Below are 18,648 nucleotides of genomic sequence, written 5' to 3'. Positions count from 1 at the left end.
TCGGGTCGACGCTCGACGCGACGCCCGCTGACATTATCGAGCTTCCGGCCCGATGCCCAAGGCCGGAATAACCCTCGCTAGATGGGCCTTTTCCCGAATTCATCCCTGCCGCGACCAATCAGTGGTAATTCACGATTAACTGCAGATTCTCGATGCGCACGCCAGGACCCGCTGCGCTTGCAGAAGCGGCACACCGGAAACGCAGTACAAAGGGCCCTTCAGCAGACAGCCCCTCCAGAGCTTGGGTAGCGCCACGCCGGGTCGCCAATTCGACACAACCGCGTGGATGGCATAACCACGCCCGCACTGCGTGCGTCTCCTGCATGGCGTAGCGCCAGGATACCCGCGTGATGCGACCATTGCCGACCAGCTGGGACGTAGGCGGACGCAGGGGCTTCGTGCGCTCGTCACGTCCCGGTGTCGTCAACAGCGGACCTCGCGGCAGTGTCACCGCCCAGCTGCCGGCTTCGGCGGCGTTTGCGCTGGGTGTCACGCCCAGCGCGGCACTCAGCACAGCCATCACGACCAGAACACATCCCCAGGATGTCATGAGCGACGCTCGTTCGTGGGACGTGTTTGCGCCAGCCACTCAGCGGGTTCCACGACCAGCTCGACCGCCAGGAAGCGGCGTGCCGTGTCCACCAAGTTGCCAAGCGGCATGTCACCCGCGCTGGCCGGATCACGTATCACCAACAGTCGCGGCAGGCGTTCACGCTGCGACCACTGCTTGAGTTCGCGATAGGCGCGCTGCAGGCCTTCCGCGCCAGAGGCAACCCAGATGCCCCAGTGTGGCGAGGCGCGCTGGCCGGCTGTCACCTCACCGACGGCGAGAGGCAAGGTCTCCCAGGCAAGCCCACTAAGTGATTCAAGTCGTTCACAGGTCGCCGTCACCGCCTGAGGCGACGGATGGCCGATCGTCACCAGACTCGCCTTGTCACGCCGTTGACTCGCATAGGCCCGCAATCCCGCCGCTTGATCGCTCATCGTCACCTCACGATGCCTGTGACAGCGCCGCATGCGCCGTCAGCAAGTGCATCAAGCCATGCAAAAGGGTTTCGGGACTGCGTCGTTTGCGCTCGCCGGCGAGGCGCTTCACCACCGGCCGTGCATCCACCGCCCAGCCTTCGTCGCTTAAATCCATACGCAGCGCCAAAGCCGCCAACTGAGCCGCCAGATAGACACGTAATTCACAATCCAGCGACGCCCCCAGCTGTTGCCAGGCAGTACGCATCAAGCGCATCAGATCGTCCTGTTCGAGCTGCCGATAGATGAAGGCGCGCATGTCGATATCCAACGCATCGCCCCTGCGACCCAGCCAATGGTACACGCCCCGCCGGCGACCGCTTTCGGGGTCGTGACTCGCCGCGATCCATAGCTGCAGATCATCCGCCTCGGCTTCGGCCAAGGACACGGGTAAACACGATAGTGTCACGCGACGCGCGCGTCCGCGTAGGCGGCAGGTATGCTGGCCACATGACTCGGCCAAATCGCCCAGTTCGCCTATTGCCAGACGTTCACCGGCATGCCAGACACGCTGCTGCACGTGCGCGCGTGCCAGCCAGGGGCTGTCTGTCTCGCGCAGCTGTTGCCTCACCTCAGTGTCGGGCACGCGTGCGAATACATGCCAATGACTGCCCAGGTGGCGACGCGCCAGGGTCAAACGTTGCGTATCGGATGGCGGCCAGCGGTGCAGGGGCCACGCCATCGGTAACACATCGCCGTTGGCATCCAACGGCAGCATTGGCGCAACCCAGTCCATCCCCCGCGGCCTCCCGCTGGGCCAGAACAGACCGGTGGCCTCGGCCTCGCCCCATGCCTTGACCATCGGCGGCGGCGCCAGATGCGACTCGAGCCAAGTTTGCTGCATGCTACGCGGCGACTCGCCACGGCGCCAAGCAGCGGCAAGCAACGCCATACCCGGTACGTCGCGCTGCAGTGCCTCCATCACCCGCGTCAACTGGTGACGTTGCGCCAAGAGGTCACGCGATAATGCCTGCAAGCCCTGTCCGGAGTCGGTGGGCCGCAGCATGTCGGTAAGCACGTTTTCATCGAAGGTGAACGGCGAGCCCTGCCCCACGGCCAAGGCCTCATCCAATAATGCCGGCGCTTCAGCCAGGCGCATGTCTTCAGGCACACGCTGACCATGGGACACGTAATATAGCCGCAGTCCGTGACGCATGACGACATCCAGCGCGGCTCCCAGGCGGGGCGCCTCGTCCACCTTGGTCAACAGACATCCATATAATGGTGCCCCCGCGTCGCGAGAGGCACGTTGATAGGTATCGACGACTTCCTCGAGCGTATCGCCATGGCTGGCTGCGTTCAGTAACAGCAGACGCCGCACCGGACGCCCCGCACCGCCGAGACGCGCGATCTGCCCTGCCACGCGCTGATCGCGCTGACTCATGCCCACGGTATCGACGATCACCATGCGCTTGCCTTCAAGCGCCGACAACAGCCCTTCGAGGTCGTCTTCGTGGTGCACCGCATGCACATCGACCCCCAACAAACGCGCATAGATACGCAACTGCTCATGCGCACCGATACGATAATCATCGGTCGTCACCAGTGCCACGTCGTCCCCACCGAAGCGCATCACGTAGCGTGCTGCGAACTTGGCGGTGGTAGTGGTCTTGCCCACGCCGGTCGGCCCCACCAACGCAAACACGCCGCCGGTCTCGAGCATCGTTGCTTCGTCATCGAGTACCTCGAGACGCGTTTCCAATTGACGCCGGCTCCAGGCCAGCAAGCGCGGATCATCGGCCTCGACGTCGGTGAACTCGTCAGGCAGCGTCTCTAGCATTTCGCGCACCAGTCGTGCGCTGAAGCCGGCAGTAATCAAACGCTGGCGCAGAACGCCACGCACCCCGGGACGTGCACTCCGCGGGCGCGGTGTCTCGGCAATATGCGACATCAGCAGTTCGCGCATGGCCTGCATCTCGGCGTACAGGCGATCCTGCCCCGGCGCGGGCGATGCGTCGCTCATGGGCGGGGACGCCGGATCTGCAGGTGCTGTTCTAGTCTCGGCCTGCTCGACCAGTGACGACTGTGCCTCTTCGGCCACCGCCACGACCTCGACGCCATCCTCCACACGCCGATTGGAAACAATCAGCGCGTCGTCTCCCAGCGCGTCTCGCACCTGCCGCATCGCCTCGCGGCTGTTGACACCGAGAAAGCGCATCACGCTCATGAACGGGCTCCGATGTGGGTGGTGACACGCAAGGTGCGGTCATCAGGAATTTCGGCATTGGACATCACCACCAGATGGGTGATGCGCCGGCGCAGGAAGCGGGCCAGCAAGGCGCGCAAGCTATGCTGGACGACCAGCACCGCCGGCTCGCCACGCCCTTCCTGGCGCTCCACGGCGGCCACCGACTGTTCCATGAGCGTGTCGGCCAGCCCCGGTTCCAGGCCACCACCGTTGCTCAGTGCTTGGGTGAGGACCTGTTCGAGATTGGCTTCCAGACCGATGACATGCATCTCCTGGTCCCCTGGGAACCACTGCTGGGTGATCGAGCGTCCCAACGCCACACGCACCATGGCGGTCAACTCATGGGGATCGGCCTGCTGTGGCGCATACTCGGCCAGCGTATCGAGGATGGTGCGCATATCGCGAATCGAGACTTCTTCGGCGAGCAGGTTCTGCAGAATGCGCTGCATCGCAGTCAGGGTCAGCAGCTTGGGCACCACGTCCTCGACCAGCGATTTGTTCTCGGCGGCGATCTTATCGAGCAATTGCTGCACTTCCTGACGTCCCAGCATGTCATTGGCGTGGCGATGCAGCAGGTGGTTGAGATGCGTGGCCACCACAGTACTCGCGTCGACCACGGTGTAACCGTAAACCTGAGCGCGTTCACGCTGCGCGGCGTCGATCCATACGGCGGGCAAGCCGAAGGCTGGATCCTGGGTCACAGTGCCTTCCACCTTGCCCGACACTTGCCCCGGGTCGATGGCCAACCATTGCCCCGGATGCGCATCGGCGCGTCCCACCTCGACGCCCTTGAGGGTGATGACGTAGGTCGACGGCCCCAATTCGAGGTTGTCGCGAATATGCACCACCGGTGGCAGAAAGCCGACATCCTGGGCGAATTTCTTGCGAACGCTCTTGATACGCCCCAGCAACTCACCCTTCTGGCGATGGTCGACGAGCGGAATCAAGCGATGGCCGACTTCAAGACCCAGGGTGTCGACCAGTTGCACATCGTCCCAGCTAGCTTCCGGCACTTCCGCCTGTGGGGGCGGTGTCTGGGGCGATGCTTCCGGGGTATCTTGTTGTTGGTTGCGACGCCACATCCACCAGGCCAAGCCGCCAAGCAACGCGGTAAACAGCAAGAAGACTACGTTGGGCATCCCTGGCACGAGGCCCAGCAGCCCCATGACACCCGCCGCCAGCATCAATACCTGTGGGTTATTGAAGAGCTGGCTGATCAGTTGCTGGCCGACGTCCTGTTCGGTATTGACGCGCGAGACGGTGACACCCGCTGCCGTGGAAATCACCAGTGCCGGGATCTGCGCCACCAGACCGTCGCCGATGGTCAGCAGGGTATAAGTATGGGCGGCTTCGGAAAAGCTCAGGCTGTGTTGCGCCATACCGATCACCAGGCCGCCGATCAAGTTGATCATCATGATGATGATGCCGGCGATGGCATCACCGCGCACGAACTTGCTGGCCCCATCCATGGAACCGTAAAAATCGGCTTCTTGGGAGATTTCCTGACGCCGCGCGCGTGCATCTTCCTCACCGATCAAACCGGCATTGAGGTCGGCGTCGATCGCCATCTGTTTGCCGGGCAGGGCATCCAGCGTAAAGCGCGCGCCGACCTCGGCGATACGCCCGGCCCCCTTGGTGATGACCATGAAGTTGATCACCACCAGGATCATGAAGACGACCAGACCGACGGCGAAATTGCCCCCGATCAGGAATTCGCCGAACGCCTGGATCACCTTGCCGGCGGCATCGCCACCCTCGTGGCCTTCCATCAAGACCACGCGTGTGGAAGCGACGTTCAACGACAACCGCAATAGGGTCGAAAACAACAAGACCGCCGGGAAGGCCGCGAAGTCGAGCGGCTTCTGCGTGAACATGCTCACCAGCAACACCATGATCGCCAGGGTGATATTGAAGGTAAAGAGAAGGTCCAGCACGAACGCCGGCAACGGCAGGATCATCATGCTCAGGATCATGATGATCAGCACGGGGCCGGCCAGCACCTTCAGGCGGGTGTCGTTCAGCCACTCACGACGGCCCCATAACTGACTCAACGCATTCATGGTGTGTCCTTGGCGTCGGCAACGTTTGGCCGAGACGGATCTAACTCGTCGGGCACGGGCAGGTCATAAGGCGTTTGCGGCCAGTCACCCCCTTCCTCGCGCACACGTTTCAAGCGGTAGGCCCAAGCCAGGACCTCCGCCACGGCGGTATACAGATTCGCGGGAACCTCTTGATCGAGGTCCACATGCTGATGCAGAGCACGTGCCAACGGGGGCGCTTCCAGCAAGGGCACACCATGCGCTTCGCCCATCTCGCGAATACGCGTGGCGACCATGTCCGCCCCCTTGGCCACAACGCGTGGCGCCTCCATCTGGCTCCCTTCATACATCAGCGCCACGGCATAGTGCGTCGGGTTGGTGACGATAACGTCCGCATCCGGCACCTTGGCCATCATCCGTCGCCGTGCCATGGATTGCTGCTGGGCGCGCATGCGGGCCTTCACCTGGGGATCGCCCTCGGTTTCCTTATGCTCTTTCTTGACCTCGTCCTGGGTCATGCGCAGCTTCTTGGAAAAGCTCCACAACTGGAAAGGCACGTCGATCAACACCACGACGATGAGCGTCGCCACGCACAAGGCCAGACACAAAGCGGCGAGCTTCATACTGCGCGCCAATGCTTCGTTCAGCGGCAGGTTCATCAAGCCCAGGAGATCGCCGCGATGCCACCAGAGGAAAGCCACGGCGACACCCCCCACCAACGTCGACTTGGCCACGGCCTTGCCCAGCTCGGCCAGCACCTGGGAAGAGAACATGCGCTTTAAGCCCTTGATGGGATTGAGCTTGGAAAGCTGTGGTTGCATCGACTTCGCCGACATCAGCCAGCCACCCAGCATGACCGGTGCTGCCAGGGCGACGACCGCTACGATGAGGAACAACGGCAACAAGGACAGCAGCATGTTTTGGCCCAGCGACCAGACATGCGACATCAGCACGGCGGTGTCGAACGCCTCACCACGCGAGAAGATGAACGACTTCTCCATGGCCGCTCCCAAGCTGTCGTAGAGGTGTCCGCCCAGCATCCACAACGTGGCCACGCCCGCCGCCAATAGCATGAAGGTGGTCAGTTCACGCGAGCGCGCGACCTGCCCGTCTTCCTTCGCCTTTTCGAGGCGTCGGGGTGTCGGGTCTTCGGTCTTTTCCTCGTCGCTTTCGCTACCTTCGGCCATGGCCCCTCTGACGTCGCGGCAATAGACGCCCCGCACCAAGGCAACCACCAAGGCACCGGACGAGCACATGCATAGAATGCGGGCTATTTTCTCGGGAACGCGGGACGGCCGATCACTGGAATAGCGACTACTTAGCCGTGCTATTCAGGCGACGCGAGGCTGAAATGCTGCCGGCGGGCCACCGGCAGCGCAAGGAGGGATCAGAAGCCCAGGCTATCGAGGAGGTCGTCGACCTGGTCTTGGTTATTGACGACATCGGTGCCTTCGGGCTTGATCTGCGGCCCGTTGAGCAACTCATCACCACCCTTCTGAGGTTTACGCGAACGCTCGTCGGCAAGTTGCTGCAACTCTTCCTTGTTATGGCTCTCCGGCGCGGTATCGATCAGCACCTGTACTAGCTGCTGTTCGATCTCACGAATGACATCCATCATTTTCTTGATGACCTGGCCGGTCAGGTCCTGAAAATCCTGGGCCATCATGATTTCGAGTAACTGCGCGTTGGTCGCCTTGGTTTGCGTGGGCACATCACGCAAAAATTCTCGCGTGTCCTTCACCAACTCCTTGGCGTCGTCCAGTTCGACAGGCGCCGCAAACCATTCTTCCCAGCGTTGATCGAGTTTCTCGGCCCCCGACTCCATACGCTCTTGCAATGGCTGTGCCTGGTCGATGGCATTCAGCGACCGTTCCGCCGCTTGCTCGGTCATGGCCGCGACATAACTGAGGCGATCCCGCGCATCGGGAATCGCTTCGGCCGCCTTTTCGATCTCCTTATCCAGCCCCAGCTCACGCATGCTTTCGTGGAGCATCCGCGTCATTTTGCCGATCTTGTGAATCAGCTCGTCAGCGGGGGCGCCATCCGCACTGTTCTCCGGCTGCGTTTCACCGCTCATAGCCTACCCTCCTCGTGCGAACTTACTTGCCCAGTTTCTCGAAAATCTTGTCCAGCTTCTCTTCCAACGTGGCGGCGGTGAACGGCTTAACGACATATCCATTCGCCCCCGCCTGAGCGGCGGCGATGATGTTTTCCTTCTTGGCTTCCGCCGTGACCATCAGCACCGGCAGTTCCGACAGCGCATCGTCCTGACGAATCTCCTTGAGCATCGAGAGACCATCGAGATTAGGCATATTCCAGTCCGAAACCACGAACTCGAAGCCACCGGCACGCAACTTGTTGAGCGCTTCTTGACCGTCTTCCGCTTCATCGACGTTATTGAAGCCCAGCTCCTTGAGCAAACTGCGCACGATGCGCCGCATGGTCGGGAAGTCATCCACGACCAGAATGCTCATATTTTTGTCTGCCATACATCCTCCGATTCATTCAACCTGGCTAATCGATTCGCATCACACGCTTGCTACCAGGGTGGCGTACCACCCTGGCGTATGGCCTAAAACTCTTCCCATTCGTTTTCTTCGTGCGCCTTCGCGGCTGGTTTCGACGGTACATGATGCGTCTGCGCTGAAGACTTGGACGTCGCGGAGGGTGTAGACACCGCCGACTTGGCCGTTGACGAACGCTTCCCGGGCAATGCCTGGTGTGACGCGCCGCCCGGCAGGCGGAAGACCGCGACAACGTCTTCCAAACGCTGTGCCTGCTCTTCCAGCGACGCGGACGCGCTCGAGGCTTCCTGAACGAGAGAGGCGTTCTGCTGGGTCACCTGGTCCATCTGGGTCACGGCCTGGCTGACCTGCTCGATGCCATCGCTCTGCTCCTGCGAGGCTGCGGAGATCTCATCCATGATGTCACTGACGCGTTTCACCGCCTGGACGACATCGCGCATGGTGGTCTCGGCGTTACCCACCAGTTCGGAGCCCTGCTCGATCTGAGTCGTCGAGGTGTGGATCAGCCCCTTGATTTCCTTGGCGGCCTCGGCACTGCGGCTGGCCAGGTTACGTACCTCACTGGCGACGACCGCGAAGCCACGCCCCTGCTCGCCGGCACGCGCCGCCTCGACCGAGGCGTTCAACGCCAGAATATTGGTCTGAAAGGCGATCGAGTCGATCATGCCGATGATGTCGGAGATCTGCTTGGAGCTTTCGGTGATGCCCTGCATGGTCGTGGAAACCTCCTGCATGACATCGCCGCCGCGCCCTGCCGTGGTCGAGGCATCGCTCGCCAGGGAACTCGCTTGACGGGCATTGTCGGCATTCTGTTTCACGGTGGAGGTCAGCTCTTCCATGCTCGAGGCGGTTTCCTCGAGCGAGGCGGCCTGCTGTTCGGTACGCGACGACAGATCGGCATTGCCGGAAGCGATCTCACGGGCGCCGCCATGAATCGAACCGCTGGCGTCACGCACCGAGGTCACCGTGCCCACTAACCCGTTTTGCATGTCGCGCATGGCGGTGAACAGGCGACCGATCTCGTTCTTGCCGCGTTCGGCGATGCGATGCGAGAGATCGCCCTTGGCAATGTGTTCGCAATGCTCGACCGCTTCGTCCAACGGTTTGACCACATTCTTGACCAGCACCATACGCACCAAGACGGCGACGATAATCGCGAGTACCAACAGCACGATGGACAGAATTTCCATCAGCCGGCTGTTCTCAGCATCGGCCACGATGGCACCGTCGACGCGTGCTTCGGCATACTGGATGAAGTCCCGCACACTCTCGTCAAGATTTCTCATCAGCGGATTGATGCGCTGGTCGTCCTCGGCGCGCACCGCCTCCTCGCCAGCCTGCATCTGGCGCTGGACTTCATCGCGGAATGCTGCATAGGCCTCGCCGATACGTGCGGCGTACGGCTCACCGGACTCGGTTTTAGGCACTTGTTCGAACTGCTGCATACGATCGTTAGCGTTGCTCAACGCCGCTTCGATCTCGGCTTGCAACGCTTGCGCACGCTGTGTGTCGTCCACCTCCACCGCATTGCGATAGCTGGCCACCAACGCGCGCGCGCGCACCAAATTGATGGTGGCGCGATTAACCGTGTTGGTCTGCTCGAACCCGATGGTGCCGATGGTATCCAGCGCTTCGGCACTTTTCTGGTTGGAATAGAACCCCAGCGCACTAATGACCGCAATCATCACGACCATGATGGTCAGCGCGATCGTCAAGCTGGCCCTGACCGAAAGGTCGTTGAGTATTTTTCCCATGTCGTCTCCTGACAAGTTCCCTGGCATAGATTGAGGTAGATGAGTCGAGCGTTATTGTTCGAATGCATTCATGCGTAAGCTTTATACGCGTTGTGCGCGTCCCGAGGCTTCGGCACGCTTCATCAAGGCAGCGGGGATCTCGGAAAGCGCAATGGTATCGGTGGCGCCACCGAGGATGACGGCTTCGCGCGGCATCCCGAAGACCACGCAACTCGCTTCATCCTGGGCAATGGTATAGGCCCCCGCCTGACGCATTTCGAGCAGGCCCGCCGCGCCGTCCTTGCCCATGCCGGTAAGAATCACGCCGATGGCGTTACGGCCCGCATTTTGCGCGGCGGAATGAAACAACACGTCCACTGAGGGGCGATGCCGGTTGACCGGCGGCGCATCGTCCAGGCGAATGACATAGTTGGCCCCCGAACGCGCGAGCTTCATATGCCAGTCTCCCGGCGCGATGTAGACGTGACCAGGCAGAACACGCTCGCCGTCCGCCGCTTCCTTGACCGAGATGCGACATAGTTTGTCGAGGCGTTCGGCGAAGGATTTGGTGAAGCCACCTGGCATATGCTGAGTGATTAGAATCGCCGGGCTATTGGCTGGCAGAGGCTCCAGCACATGGCGGATGGCTTCAGTGCCGCCTGTGGAAGCCCCAATAATGATCACCTTTTCGCTCGATAACAGCGGTGCCTTGAGCGGTGCCTTGTCCTTGGCCGGCGGCTGCTTGGACACGGCTTTCGGACGTGAGCGCGCCGCCGCTCGGATCATGTCGGCGATCATTTCGGTATATTCGAGCATGCCCTCGCGAATGCCCATTTCCGGCTTAGCGACGAAATCGACGGCGCCTAGTTCCAGTGCGCGCAGGGTGATCTCGGAGCCTTTCTGGGTCAGCGAAGACACCATCAATACCGGCATGGGGCGTAACCGCATCAAGCGCTCGAGGAAGTCGAGGCCATCCATGCGCGGCATTTCCACATCCAGCGTCAATACGTCGGGGTTGGTACGCTTGATCAGATCTCTGGCCACCAGGGGATCGGGTGCCGTGGCCACGACCTCCATATCCGGCTGACTGTCGATGATCTTGCTCATTAGGTCGCGAATCAGCGCCGAATCATCGACACATAGCACCTTGATCTTATTCGAGGACAACGCCACCACTCCTTACGCACTGTCTGCAAGCTGTCTGCGCTCGCCGACTGTTCAGACAGGGCTTAATCTTCGTTCCAGGGATATCGCGGGGCCACGCATGAAAACTAACGACGCACTGCCGGGCACGACAAACCAACATGCATGTTCTATCGGCCGGTCACGTGAACCCTGAAGGGTCAGCGCGATAATTCGTACACGGTCTGCCCCCGCAGCTTGAAGCGCTGCGTCAGGTAGGAGAAATTCTCGGAATGGCCGGTAAACAAAAGGCCATTGGGTTTCATCAGGGGTGCAAAACGCTCCAGGATCCGCGCTTGCGTTTCCTTGTCGAAATAAATCATCACGTTACGACAAAAGATGGCATCGAACGGCCCCTTCGCCACCCAGCTACCCGAGGTCAGGTTGAGTGATTGAAAATCGATCATCGAGGCCAGTTCCGGGCGAATCTTCGCCATCCCGGCACGTGCTCCGCTCCCCCGCAGGAAAAACTTTCGACGACATGCTTCGGAAACCTTCTCGAGCTGATCCAGCGCGTAGATACCCTTGCGTGCCTTGTTCAGCGCGTCGGTATCGATGTCGGTGGCCAGGATCTGTGCCTGAGAGGCTCTGCTACCCAGCGCTTCGCTCAGGGTAATCGCCAACGAATAGGGCTCTTCCCCCGTCGACGCCGCAGCACACCAGATGCGCACGGGAGATGTCGCTTGCTTGACATGCTCCGCAAGCAGCGAGAAGTGATGTGCCTCGCGGAAAAATGACGTCAAGTTCGTCGTCAATGCGTTGGTGAACGCCTCCCACTCCGGCGAATCTGGATGCTGATCCAGACGCGCCAGATAATCGCTGAAGCGGCGCATACCATGTAACCGCAGCCGCTTTGCCAAGCGGCTGTAGGCCATTTCACGCTTGTGCGACGCCAGCACAAGGCCGGCGCGCTGATAAATGAGCGTGCGTATCTTATCGAAATCCGCCTCCGTGAATTCCAGATCTCGGTCGGCGCTTCCGAACAAGCTAGGATGTTCTTCCTGCGGCACAGGAGACTGACGAAATTCGCTCAAAAGGACTCCCACTCCTCTTCATGTGATGCCTGGTGAGCGCCCGCCTTAGGCGACTCCTGACGCTGCGACACCAGAGAGGTCTCTTGACGTTGCGCTGAATGTGACGTCGCCTGCTTACCGCCACCGTGACTTGCGGGGGCCTGCGGCTTGGCAAGGCTCGCCGAATTCTTGTTGCGGCGCACCATTTCGACGCCGCTACCGGCCAAGCGGAAGACAGCCACAGAGCGCGATAGATCGATGACGCTGGATTCGAGTTCTGCAGCGACCGAGGCCGTCTGCTGTACACGATGGGCATTCTGCTGGGTGACATCGTCCATCTGGGTGATGGCCTGATTGATCTGTTCGATACCGCTGCTCTGCTCGTCTGAGGCGGCCGTGATCTCGCTCATGATGTCGTTGACACGCGTCACCGCATTGACGACTTCTTCGATGCTGCCCTCGGCCTTGCGTACCAGGTCGGTGCCGCCTTCGATCTCTTGCGTCGAATTGTCGATCAAGGCGCGGATCTCCTTCGAGGCGTCCGCGCTGCGACTGGCGAGATTGCGCACCTCTCCTGCGACGACGGCGAAGCCACGGCCCTGTTCGCCGGCACGTGCGGCTTCGACGGAAGCGTTCAAGGCCAGGATATTGGTCTGAAAGGCGATCGAGTCGATCATCCCGATGATATCGGCCATCTCATGTGAGCTATTACGGATACGCCCCATGGTGTTGACCACTTCTCCCATGACCTCGCCACTCTGACGCACCGATTCACTGGCGGTGTTCGACAGCTGGCTGGCCTGACGCGCATTGTCGGCATTCTGCTTAACGGTAGCGGTCATCTCTTCCATGCTGGAAGCCGTCTGGGCGAGCGAAGCGGCTTGCTGCTCGGTCCGCGAGGAAAGATCCTCGTTGCCCTCGGCAATGTTGCGGGTTGCCGGTGCCACCACCCCGACGTTCTCATTGACTTCCTTGACGATATTGCCAAGGCTGCGACGCATGGTGTCCAGGGCACGCGTCAGACGGCCGATCTCATCTTGCTTGCCGCCTTTGAGGCTGGCACCGAGGTTACCGGCCGCGATCTGCAACGAGAAATCCAGTGCTTCACGTACCGGGCGTAGTGTCGAACGCACCGTGATGATCCCCAATACCACCAGCACGATCAGTCCGAATATAAAGACGCCTGCCTGCCACAGCAGCATCTCTTGCTGCGTCTCGGCCGCTTCTCTAGCCATGGTCATGGCGTCGTTGCGTTTTTCACCGATCAAGGCATTGAGTTGCTCACTGACCTGGTCGCTTTCACCTTCCAGAATATCGTTGTAGGCCACATAGGCTTCGTAGAAGTCGCCTGCATTGAGCGTGTCCAGTACCACTTGCATGCCATCGTTCAAATAGCGTTGCACGGACGCATCGAACGCCTTAGCCGCCTGAGTATGATTGGCAGGGCGATCCTGATAGTAGGCATTCCATGTATCGCGAAGCTTCGCCATCAACGACTCAGCCTTCTCGGTCACCACCTCCATATCACCGGACATGGGATTGCTGACCGGCTTATCGACCAGATCACGTCCTTGAGACATCAATTGGCCGACCTGCTGCAAGCGCGCAACGTCTTCCAGCCCTTGTTTGGACAAGGCCTGCAGCTTGTCGCCGGCGCTTTGCAGGCTGGCCATGGACAGCACACTACTGACCGCCAGCATCAACACCGCGACCACGACCATGGTCACCAAGCGCCCCTTGAAGGTGCTCAGCTTGAGACGTTTGAGACGCGCTAGAACACCAGTATGCTGGATCTCGCCACGTTCGAGCTTGACCCCGCGACGCTTGCCGGCCGACATGGCCGCATAGGTGCGCTCCGCATCGGCACGCGCCTTGGCGGAGGGCTTCACACGCACCGAGGTATAACCGACGATCTCGCCGCCTTCGAAGATCGGGGTCACCGTAGCATGCACCCAGTAGAAGTCACCGTTCTTGCAACGGTTCTTGATCACCCCGCTCCAGATCTCGCCTTTCTTCAGCGTGACCCAAAGATTTTCGAAGGCTGCCGGCGGCATGTCCGGATGACGCACGAGATTGTGTGGCGCCCCCACGAGTTCCTCGTAGGTAAAGCCGCTGATCGCGATGAAAGCCGGATTCGCGTAGGTGACAACCCCTTTCAAATCCGTTCTGGACAACAGGTAGTCTTCATCCGCGAGCTCATGCTCGCGCTGGGTAACGGGCTGATTGTTGCGCATGATACGGTTCCCTGGTGTTCGTTTTTTATTGGTTTGTCTCGGCGCGCTCTGGTGGCGACTCGCGACAGCTTATTGTGCTTGTTGCTCGACCAATGCCATTTCCTCGCTCGTCAGCAGTTTCTCGATATCGACGATGACCAGCATGCGATCTTCGAGACTGCCCAAGCCACTGAGATAATCGGCAGACAACGTCTCACCGAACTCGGGTGCGGGCTTGATCTGATCGGCAGAGAGCGTCATGACGTCGGACACGCCGTCGACGACGATGCCCACGACTCGGTCGGCAACGTTGACCACGATCACCACGGTTTGCCCTTCGTATTCGACCTTGTCGAGGTGGAACTTGATGCGCAGATCGACGATCGGCACGATCACGCCACGCAAGTTGGTCACGCCCTTGATGAAATCGGGGGCATTGGCGATACGAGTCACGTTTTCGTAGCCACGGATTTCCTGCACTTTCAGGATATCGACGGCGTACTCTTCGCTACCCAGCGAGAACACCAGGTATTCCTGGCTTTGCGTATCGATAGCCGCCTCGGCGGCCTGGGTCATGTCACTCATGAAACTACATCCTCCTGGCGTGATGCGGTTAGTTCGGCGTGCTTGGGGGAGTTGGCACGCTGACGGTGCAGACGATTGACATCGGCGACGTCGAGAATCAGCGCCACGCTGCCATCCCCTAGGATCGTCGCTGCCGAAATGGCCGGCACCTTGCGATAATTGGTTTCGAGATTCTTGACCACCACTTGTTGCTGACCGACGAGGTCATCGACCAACAAGGCGTAGCGCCGCCCCTCGGCCTGCAGGATGACCGCGATACACTGGGTCGGGTCCTGCTCGGAGCCGTCGATGTGCAGAATGTCGTGCAAGGCGATCAGCGGCAGGTACTCGTCACGCACCTTGAGCAGTTTGTCGTTGCCCGCCATCGAGTAGATATCATCGTTGCTGGGCTGTAGTGACTCGAGCACTGCCGAGAGCGGCAGGATGAAGATTTCCGGTCCACTCTTGATCGACATCCCATCGAGAATGGCCAAGGTCAGCGGCAATACCACGCGGGTCGTGGTGCCTTTCCCCGGCCAGGACTGAATTTCGACGTGGCCGCCCATGGCCTGGATATTGCGTTTGACGACGTCCATGCCCACGCCGCGTCCGGAGACATCGCTGACCTGATCGGCGGTCGAAAAACCCGCCGCGAAGATCAGCTGCCATACCTCGTCGTCACTCATGGCATCGGAAACCGTCAGGCCATTGCTGGCTGCCTTGGCGAGGATCTTGTCGCGATTCAGCCCGCCGCCATCGTCCTTTACCTCGATGAGAATGTTACCGCCCTGGTGCTGGGCGGAAAGCGTCAGTTGACCGGTACGCGGCTTGCCGGCGGCCTCACGCACATCAGGCATCTCGATGCCATGATCGAGACTATTGCGCACTAGGTGCGTCAACGGATCGATGATGCGCTCGGTCAGGCTCTTGTCGAGTTCGGTGGACTTGCCCTCGGTGACCAGCTCGATATCCTTGCCTAGCTTGCCGGTGAGATCGCGCACCAAGCGAGGAAAGCGGCTGAACACGTAGTCCATCGGCACCATGCGGATCGACATCACCGACTCTTGCAGGTCACGCGCATTGCGCTGCAACAGGTTCATGCCATTGACCAGTGGGCCATGGGCGGCGACGTCGAGTTCGCTGGCCGTCTGCTCGAGCATGGATTGGGTAATGATCAATTCGCCGACGAGGTTGATGATCTGATCGACCTTCTCCACCGGCACGCGAATCGTCGCCGACTCTGCGCCGGCCTTTTTCTTGGCACCACCGCCCTTGTTACCTGGCGCCGCATTCGTGGGCTTATCGTCGGTCGCTGCCTGGGCCGGCGTTTTTTCTGCGGGAGCCGCCGTCTGCTCAGCAGGGGCCGGTACCTCAGGTGTCGGTGTATCGTCCTGAGACACAGCAGGTGTCGAAGCAGATGCGGCATCTCCCTGCGCGGTCTCGGTCGGTGCGGCAATCGCCGCGATGTCTAGTTGCTCCGGCTCGACGATGAAGCACATCACGGCTTCGATATCGTCGCGGCTGGAGGCACTTTCCAGCACCACTTCAAAACGCGCGGCGTCTCCGTGCTGCTCTGTCACGGTCCCCAGGTTCCCGAGTTCCTCGACGAGGAGTTCACGATCCTTGTCAGAGACATTCAAAAGCACGACACGCAGCCAGCCACTATCGGCGTCGGCGTCCTGCCCCCCCTGCGCCTGCTCCTCCGACGCTTCCTCGCCAACCGTACTCCCAGCCGGGCTTTCGGTTTCACCCGCCGCCCGCTCGGAGGACGCGGTATCGGCATCTGGCTCGCTACCCACGCCATGCCCCAGCTCCGCCAGCGCTAGCTGCTTCAGCGTCTGGCAAATACGGGCAAAAGCTTCCGGGTCCGGCTCGGCGCCGTTGCGGTAAGCATCAAGTTGGTCGTGAAGCATATCCTTGGTTTCCAGAAAGAGGTCGACGATATCCGTGCGCAAGATGAGCTCGCCCTGCCTGGCATAATCCAACAGGTTTTCGAGCATGTGCGTGGTTTCTTGCAGCACGCTGAACCCGAAGGTGCCCGCGCCACCCTTGATCGAATGCGCGGCACGAAAAATGGCGTTGAGTTGCTCCGGATCCGGCTCGTCGAGATCCAGCTCGAGCAGGTGGCGCTCCATGTCGCCCAGTAGCTCTTCGGCCTCTTCAAAAAAGGTCTCGTAGAATTCTGTTATATCCATGCTCGTTCCACGTGATCGTGATCGTTAGGGCGATGGCTGATCTTGCCCTTCACCGCCACCGGTGGTGCGTTCATACACTTGCGGGAGTGCATTACGCATCAATGAGTCAGCGCCCTGCGTCGGCGACAACCCTTCCGAGCGCGGACCTCCCGCGCCATCAAGTATTGCTTCGGGGCTAGGTGCACCCATCTCGCCACGGTCGCGTATCTGCTCGGCGGCTTTCTCCGACAACACAACGATGCTGATACGTCGATTGACGGCATCATTGGGTTGCGTGCCTTCGAGATTGACACGTGACCCCATTCCTGCGACTCGCAGTAGCTTGTCGGCGTCGAGCCCGGCCGCCACTAGCGCACGACGCGAAGCGTTAGCTCGATCAGCCGACAACTCCCAATTGCTGTAACCTTCTTCGCCCCCTGCGTAACGCAAGTTATCCGTATGGCCGGTCAGGCTGATCGCATTGGGGACGCTATTGAGTTCAGGCGCCAACGCTTGCAACAGATCGCGCATATAGGGGGCTAGGCGGGCACTGCCCAGTTCGAACATGGGACGCTTGTCGGTATCGACCAACTGTATGCGCAATCCTTCGGGGATAAAGCCGGTACGCAATTGCGAACTCACCCTGCGCAGATTCGGATCTTCACGGACCTGACGCTCCAGACGTTCGCGAAGCATCCTCAAACGACGCATTTCATCGCTGGGCCGCGAGTGCTGACGAACGTCCAGGCGTCGCTCCTCGCCTTCCGAAAAAGTCGGATCCGCTCCCCCTCCAGGGATAGCACTGGTGCTTGCCGTCGATTTGTCGCCACCAGTCAGCGCCACTGCCAGAGGAGTACGAAAATACTCGGCAATATGATGGAGCTCGTTCTTGGGCACCATGGCCAGTATCCAGAGCACCAGAAAAAGTGCCATCAGTGCCGTCATGAAGTCGGCGTAGGCAATTTTCCAATTACCCCCCTTATGGCCCTTGCTGACGACCTTCCGGCGCTTGACGATGATCGGGCGGCGTTCGGCACTCATGCTTAGCCCGTCCCAGTGCCACGCGTGGAACTTCCTTCTGAGCGAACATGGTCTTCAAGCTCGGTAAACGAAGGACGCTCAGCGATAAACAAGGCCTTGCGTCCGAACTCCACCGATAATTGGGGTGCCAGGCCATTCAGACTTGCCATCAGTGTCACACGAATGCATTGCAGCATCTTGGTCGCTTCGGTGACCTGAAGCTGGAGTCGCTGAGAGGCGGGAATCACGAAGCCATAGGCGAGCAGAATCCCCAGAAATGTCCCTACCAGCGCCTGGGCAATCATCTGCCCCATGGCTGCGGCCCCCTGATCAGCCGCTCCCAAGGCGTGAACGACGCCCATGACAGCCGCCACGATGCCGAATGCAGGCAAACCATCGCCGACACTGTGCAGGGAATGCGCAGGAATTTCCGCCTCGTGCTGGAAGGTATCGATCTCGTGTTCCATGAGCGTATCGATCTCGAATGGATCCATGTTGCCGCTAACCATCAGGCGCAGATAGTCAGTGATGAACGCCATGATCAAGGGGTCGCTGGAAATCTTGGGATAGTCGGAGAAGATCGCACTATCCTCGGGGGCATCGATATCACGCTCGATAGCCAGCATGCCGTCCCGACGCGCCTTGGTCAGCAAGCGGAACTGCAATGCCATCAGTTCCATGTACATCGCCTTGTTGTACTTGTTCGTACGCTTGAGTTTCGAAAACGTACGCAGGGTCGCCTTGATCGCCTTGCCATTGTTGGCGGCGATGAAGGCCCCCACGGCAGCACCGACAATCATGAGAATTTCCGATGGCTGGAACAGCGCACCGAAATGACCTCCAACGAGAGTGTACCCCCCCGCGATCGATGCGATAACAATCACATAGCCGATTAGAATCAACACAGCAGAACGCTCCTAGCGACATGCATGACTGGCCCGTTGATATCTCTATCGGCAGGAAGAGACACACCT

15 protein-coding genes are annotated in these 18,648 nt (G+C 60.2%); all 15 read right to left on the bottom strand.

Annotation, left to right across the window (positions count from 1 at the left end; translation table 11 throughout):
* Window positions 1-118: 118 nt before the first annotated feature.
* Window positions 119-550 carry a flagellar protein FlhE gene (locus RVY79_RS08705; protein ID WP_317463734.1) on the bottom strand — a complete coding sequence of 144 codons (432 nt, stop codon included), beginning with the start codon at window positions 548-550 and terminating at the stop codon, window positions 119-121.
* A complete protein-coding gene (locus tag RVY79_RS08700; RefSeq protein ID WP_317463733.1) occupies window positions 547-984 on the bottom strand; it encodes a hypothetical protein in 438 nt (145 codons plus the stop codon). Before RVY79_RS08700 ends, RVY79_RS08705 begins: the two co-directional genes overlap by 4 nt.
* A gap of 7 nt (window positions 985-991) precedes the next feature.
* Window positions 992-3,190, bottom strand: a complete 2,199-nt coding sequence (flhF, locus tag RVY79_RS08695; protein WP_317463732.1) for a flagellar biosynthesis protein FlhF — start codon at window positions 3,188-3,190, stop codon at window positions 992-994.
* The gene (flhA, locus tag RVY79_RS08690; protein ID WP_317463731.1) at window positions 3,187-5,271 is read right to left on the bottom strand and encodes a flagellar biosynthesis protein FlhA; all 2,085 of its coding nucleotides are present in this window, start codon (window positions 5,269-5,271) and stop codon (window positions 3,187-3,189) included. The genes flhF and flhA overlap by 4 nt, the downstream gene beginning before the upstream one ends.
* The gene (gene flhB / locus RVY79_RS08685) at window positions 5,268-6,437 is read right to left on the bottom strand and encodes a flagellar biosynthesis protein FlhB (RefSeq protein WP_317463730.1); all 1,170 of its coding nucleotides are present in this window, start codon (window positions 6,435-6,437) and stop codon (window positions 5,268-5,270) included. Before flhB ends, flhA begins: the two co-directional genes overlap by 4 nt.
* Before the next feature lie 200 nt (window positions 6,438-6,637).
* Window positions 6,638-7,327 (bottom strand): protein phosphatase CheZ, encoded by a 690-nt coding sequence (gene cheZ, locus RVY79_RS08680; RefSeq protein WP_317463729.1) that lies wholly within the window; start codon window positions 7,325-7,327, stop codon window positions 6,638-6,640.
* A 22-nt stretch (window positions 7,328-7,349) separates the two neighbouring features.
* A complete protein-coding gene (cheY, locus tag RVY79_RS08675; RefSeq protein ID WP_075369676.1) occupies window positions 7,350-7,739 on the bottom strand; it encodes a chemotaxis response regulator CheY in 390 nt (129 codons plus the stop codon).
* An 83-nt stretch (window positions 7,740-7,822) separates the two neighbouring features.
* Window positions 7,823-9,529: a methyl-accepting chemotaxis protein gene (locus RVY79_RS08670; RefSeq protein WP_317463728.1), complete on the bottom strand. Its 1,707-nt coding sequence runs from the start codon at window positions 9,527-9,529 to the stop codon at window positions 7,823-7,825.
* An 81-nt stretch (window positions 9,530-9,610) separates the two neighbouring features.
* A complete protein-coding gene (locus RVY79_RS08665) occupies window positions 9,611-10,675 on the bottom strand; it encodes a chemotaxis response regulator protein-glutamate methylesterase (RefSeq protein ID WP_317463727.1) in 1,065 nt (354 codons plus the stop codon).
* 176 nt (window positions 10,676-10,851) lie between these two features.
* Window positions 10,852-11,724, bottom strand: coding sequence for a CheR family methyltransferase (locus tag RVY79_RS08660; RefSeq protein WP_411161712.1), 873 nt, complete (start codon window positions 11,722-11,724; stop codon window positions 10,852-10,854).
* The gene (locus tag RVY79_RS08655) at window positions 11,721-13,937 is read right to left on the bottom strand and encodes a methyl-accepting chemotaxis protein (protein ID WP_317463726.1); all 2,217 of its coding nucleotides are present in this window, start codon (window positions 13,935-13,937) and stop codon (window positions 11,721-11,723) included. Before RVY79_RS08655 ends, RVY79_RS08660 begins: the two co-directional genes overlap by 4 nt.
* Window positions 13,938-14,006: 69 nt before the next feature.
* Window positions 14,007-14,501, bottom strand: coding sequence for a chemotaxis protein CheW (gene cheW / locus RVY79_RS08650; RefSeq protein WP_317463725.1), 495 nt, complete (start codon window positions 14,499-14,501; stop codon window positions 14,007-14,009).
* The gene (cheA, locus tag RVY79_RS08645; RefSeq protein WP_317463724.1) at window positions 14,498-16,675 is read right to left on the bottom strand and encodes a chemotaxis protein CheA; all 2,178 of its coding nucleotides are present in this window, start codon (window positions 16,673-16,675) and stop codon (window positions 14,498-14,500) included. The genes cheW and cheA overlap by 4 nt, the downstream gene beginning before the upstream one ends.
* Before the next feature lie 24 nt (window positions 16,676-16,699).
* A complete protein-coding gene (gene motB, locus RVY79_RS08640) occupies window positions 16,700-17,695 on the bottom strand; it encodes a flagellar motor protein MotB (protein WP_317463723.1) in 996 nt (331 codons plus the stop codon).
* 2 nt (window positions 17,696-17,697) lie between these two features.
* On the bottom strand, window positions 17,698-18,579 hold the full coding sequence (gene motA / locus RVY79_RS08635; RefSeq protein WP_317463722.1) for a flagellar motor stator protein MotA: 882 nt from the start codon (window positions 18,577-18,579) through the stop codon (window positions 17,698-17,700).
* Window positions 18,580-18,648 lie beyond the last annotated feature (69 nt).

This window comes from Chromohalobacter sp. HP20-39 (assembly GCF_033052815.1).
In the GTDB taxonomy this organism is placed as follows: domain Bacteria; phylum Pseudomonadota; class Gammaproteobacteria; order Pseudomonadales; family Halomonadaceae; genus Chromohalobacter.
The sequence above is the reverse complement of the archived record's forward strand: the minus strand, read 5'-3'. Positions and strand labels throughout refer to the sequence as shown.

Excerpts from the sequence above, each read along its gene's own strand:
- motB (WP_317463723.1), bottom strand. The coding sequence starts at position 17,695 with ATGAGTGCCGAACGCCGCCCGATCATCGTCAAGCGCCGGAAGGTCGTC.
- RVY79_RS08700 (WP_317463733.1), bottom strand. The coding sequence starts at position 984 with ATGAGCGATCAAGCGGCGGGATTGCGGGCCTATGCGAGTCAACGGCGT.
- flhF (WP_317463732.1), bottom strand. The coding sequence starts at position 3,190 with ATGAGCGTGATGCGCTTTCTCGGTGTCAACAGCCGCGAGGCGATGCGG.
- flhB (WP_317463730.1), bottom strand. The coding sequence starts at position 6,437 with ATGGCCGAAGGTAGCGAAAGCGACGAGGAAAAGACCGAAGACCCGACA.
- flhA (WP_317463731.1), bottom strand. The coding sequence starts at position 5,271 with ATGAATGCGTTGAGTCAGTTATGGGGCCGTCGTGAGTGGCTGAACGAC.
- cheA (WP_317463724.1), bottom strand. The coding sequence starts at position 16,675 with ATGGATATAACAGAATTCTACGAGACCTTTTTTGAAGAGGCCGAAGAG.
- cheY (WP_075369676.1), bottom strand. The coding sequence starts at position 7,739 with ATGGCAGACAAAAATATGAGCATTCTGGTCGTGGATGACTTCCCGACC.
- RVY79_RS08655 (WP_317463726.1), bottom strand. The coding sequence starts at position 13,937 with ATGCGCAACAATCAGCCCGTTACCCAGCGCGAGCATGAGCTCGCGGAT.
- RVY79_RS08670 (WP_317463728.1), bottom strand. The coding sequence starts at position 9,529 with ATGGGAAAAATACTCAACGACCTTTCGGTCAGGGCCAGCTTGACGATC.
- cheW (WP_317463725.1), bottom strand. The coding sequence starts at position 14,501 with ATGAGTGACATGACCCAGGCCGCCGAGGCGGCTATCGATACGCAAAGC.
- cheZ (WP_317463729.1), bottom strand. The coding sequence starts at position 7,327 with ATGAGCGGTGAAACGCAGCCGGAGAACAGTGCGGATGGCGCCCCCGCT.
- RVY79_RS08705 (WP_317463734.1), bottom strand. The coding sequence starts at position 550 with ATGACATCCTGGGGATGTGTTCTGGTCGTGATGGCTGTGCTGAGTGCC.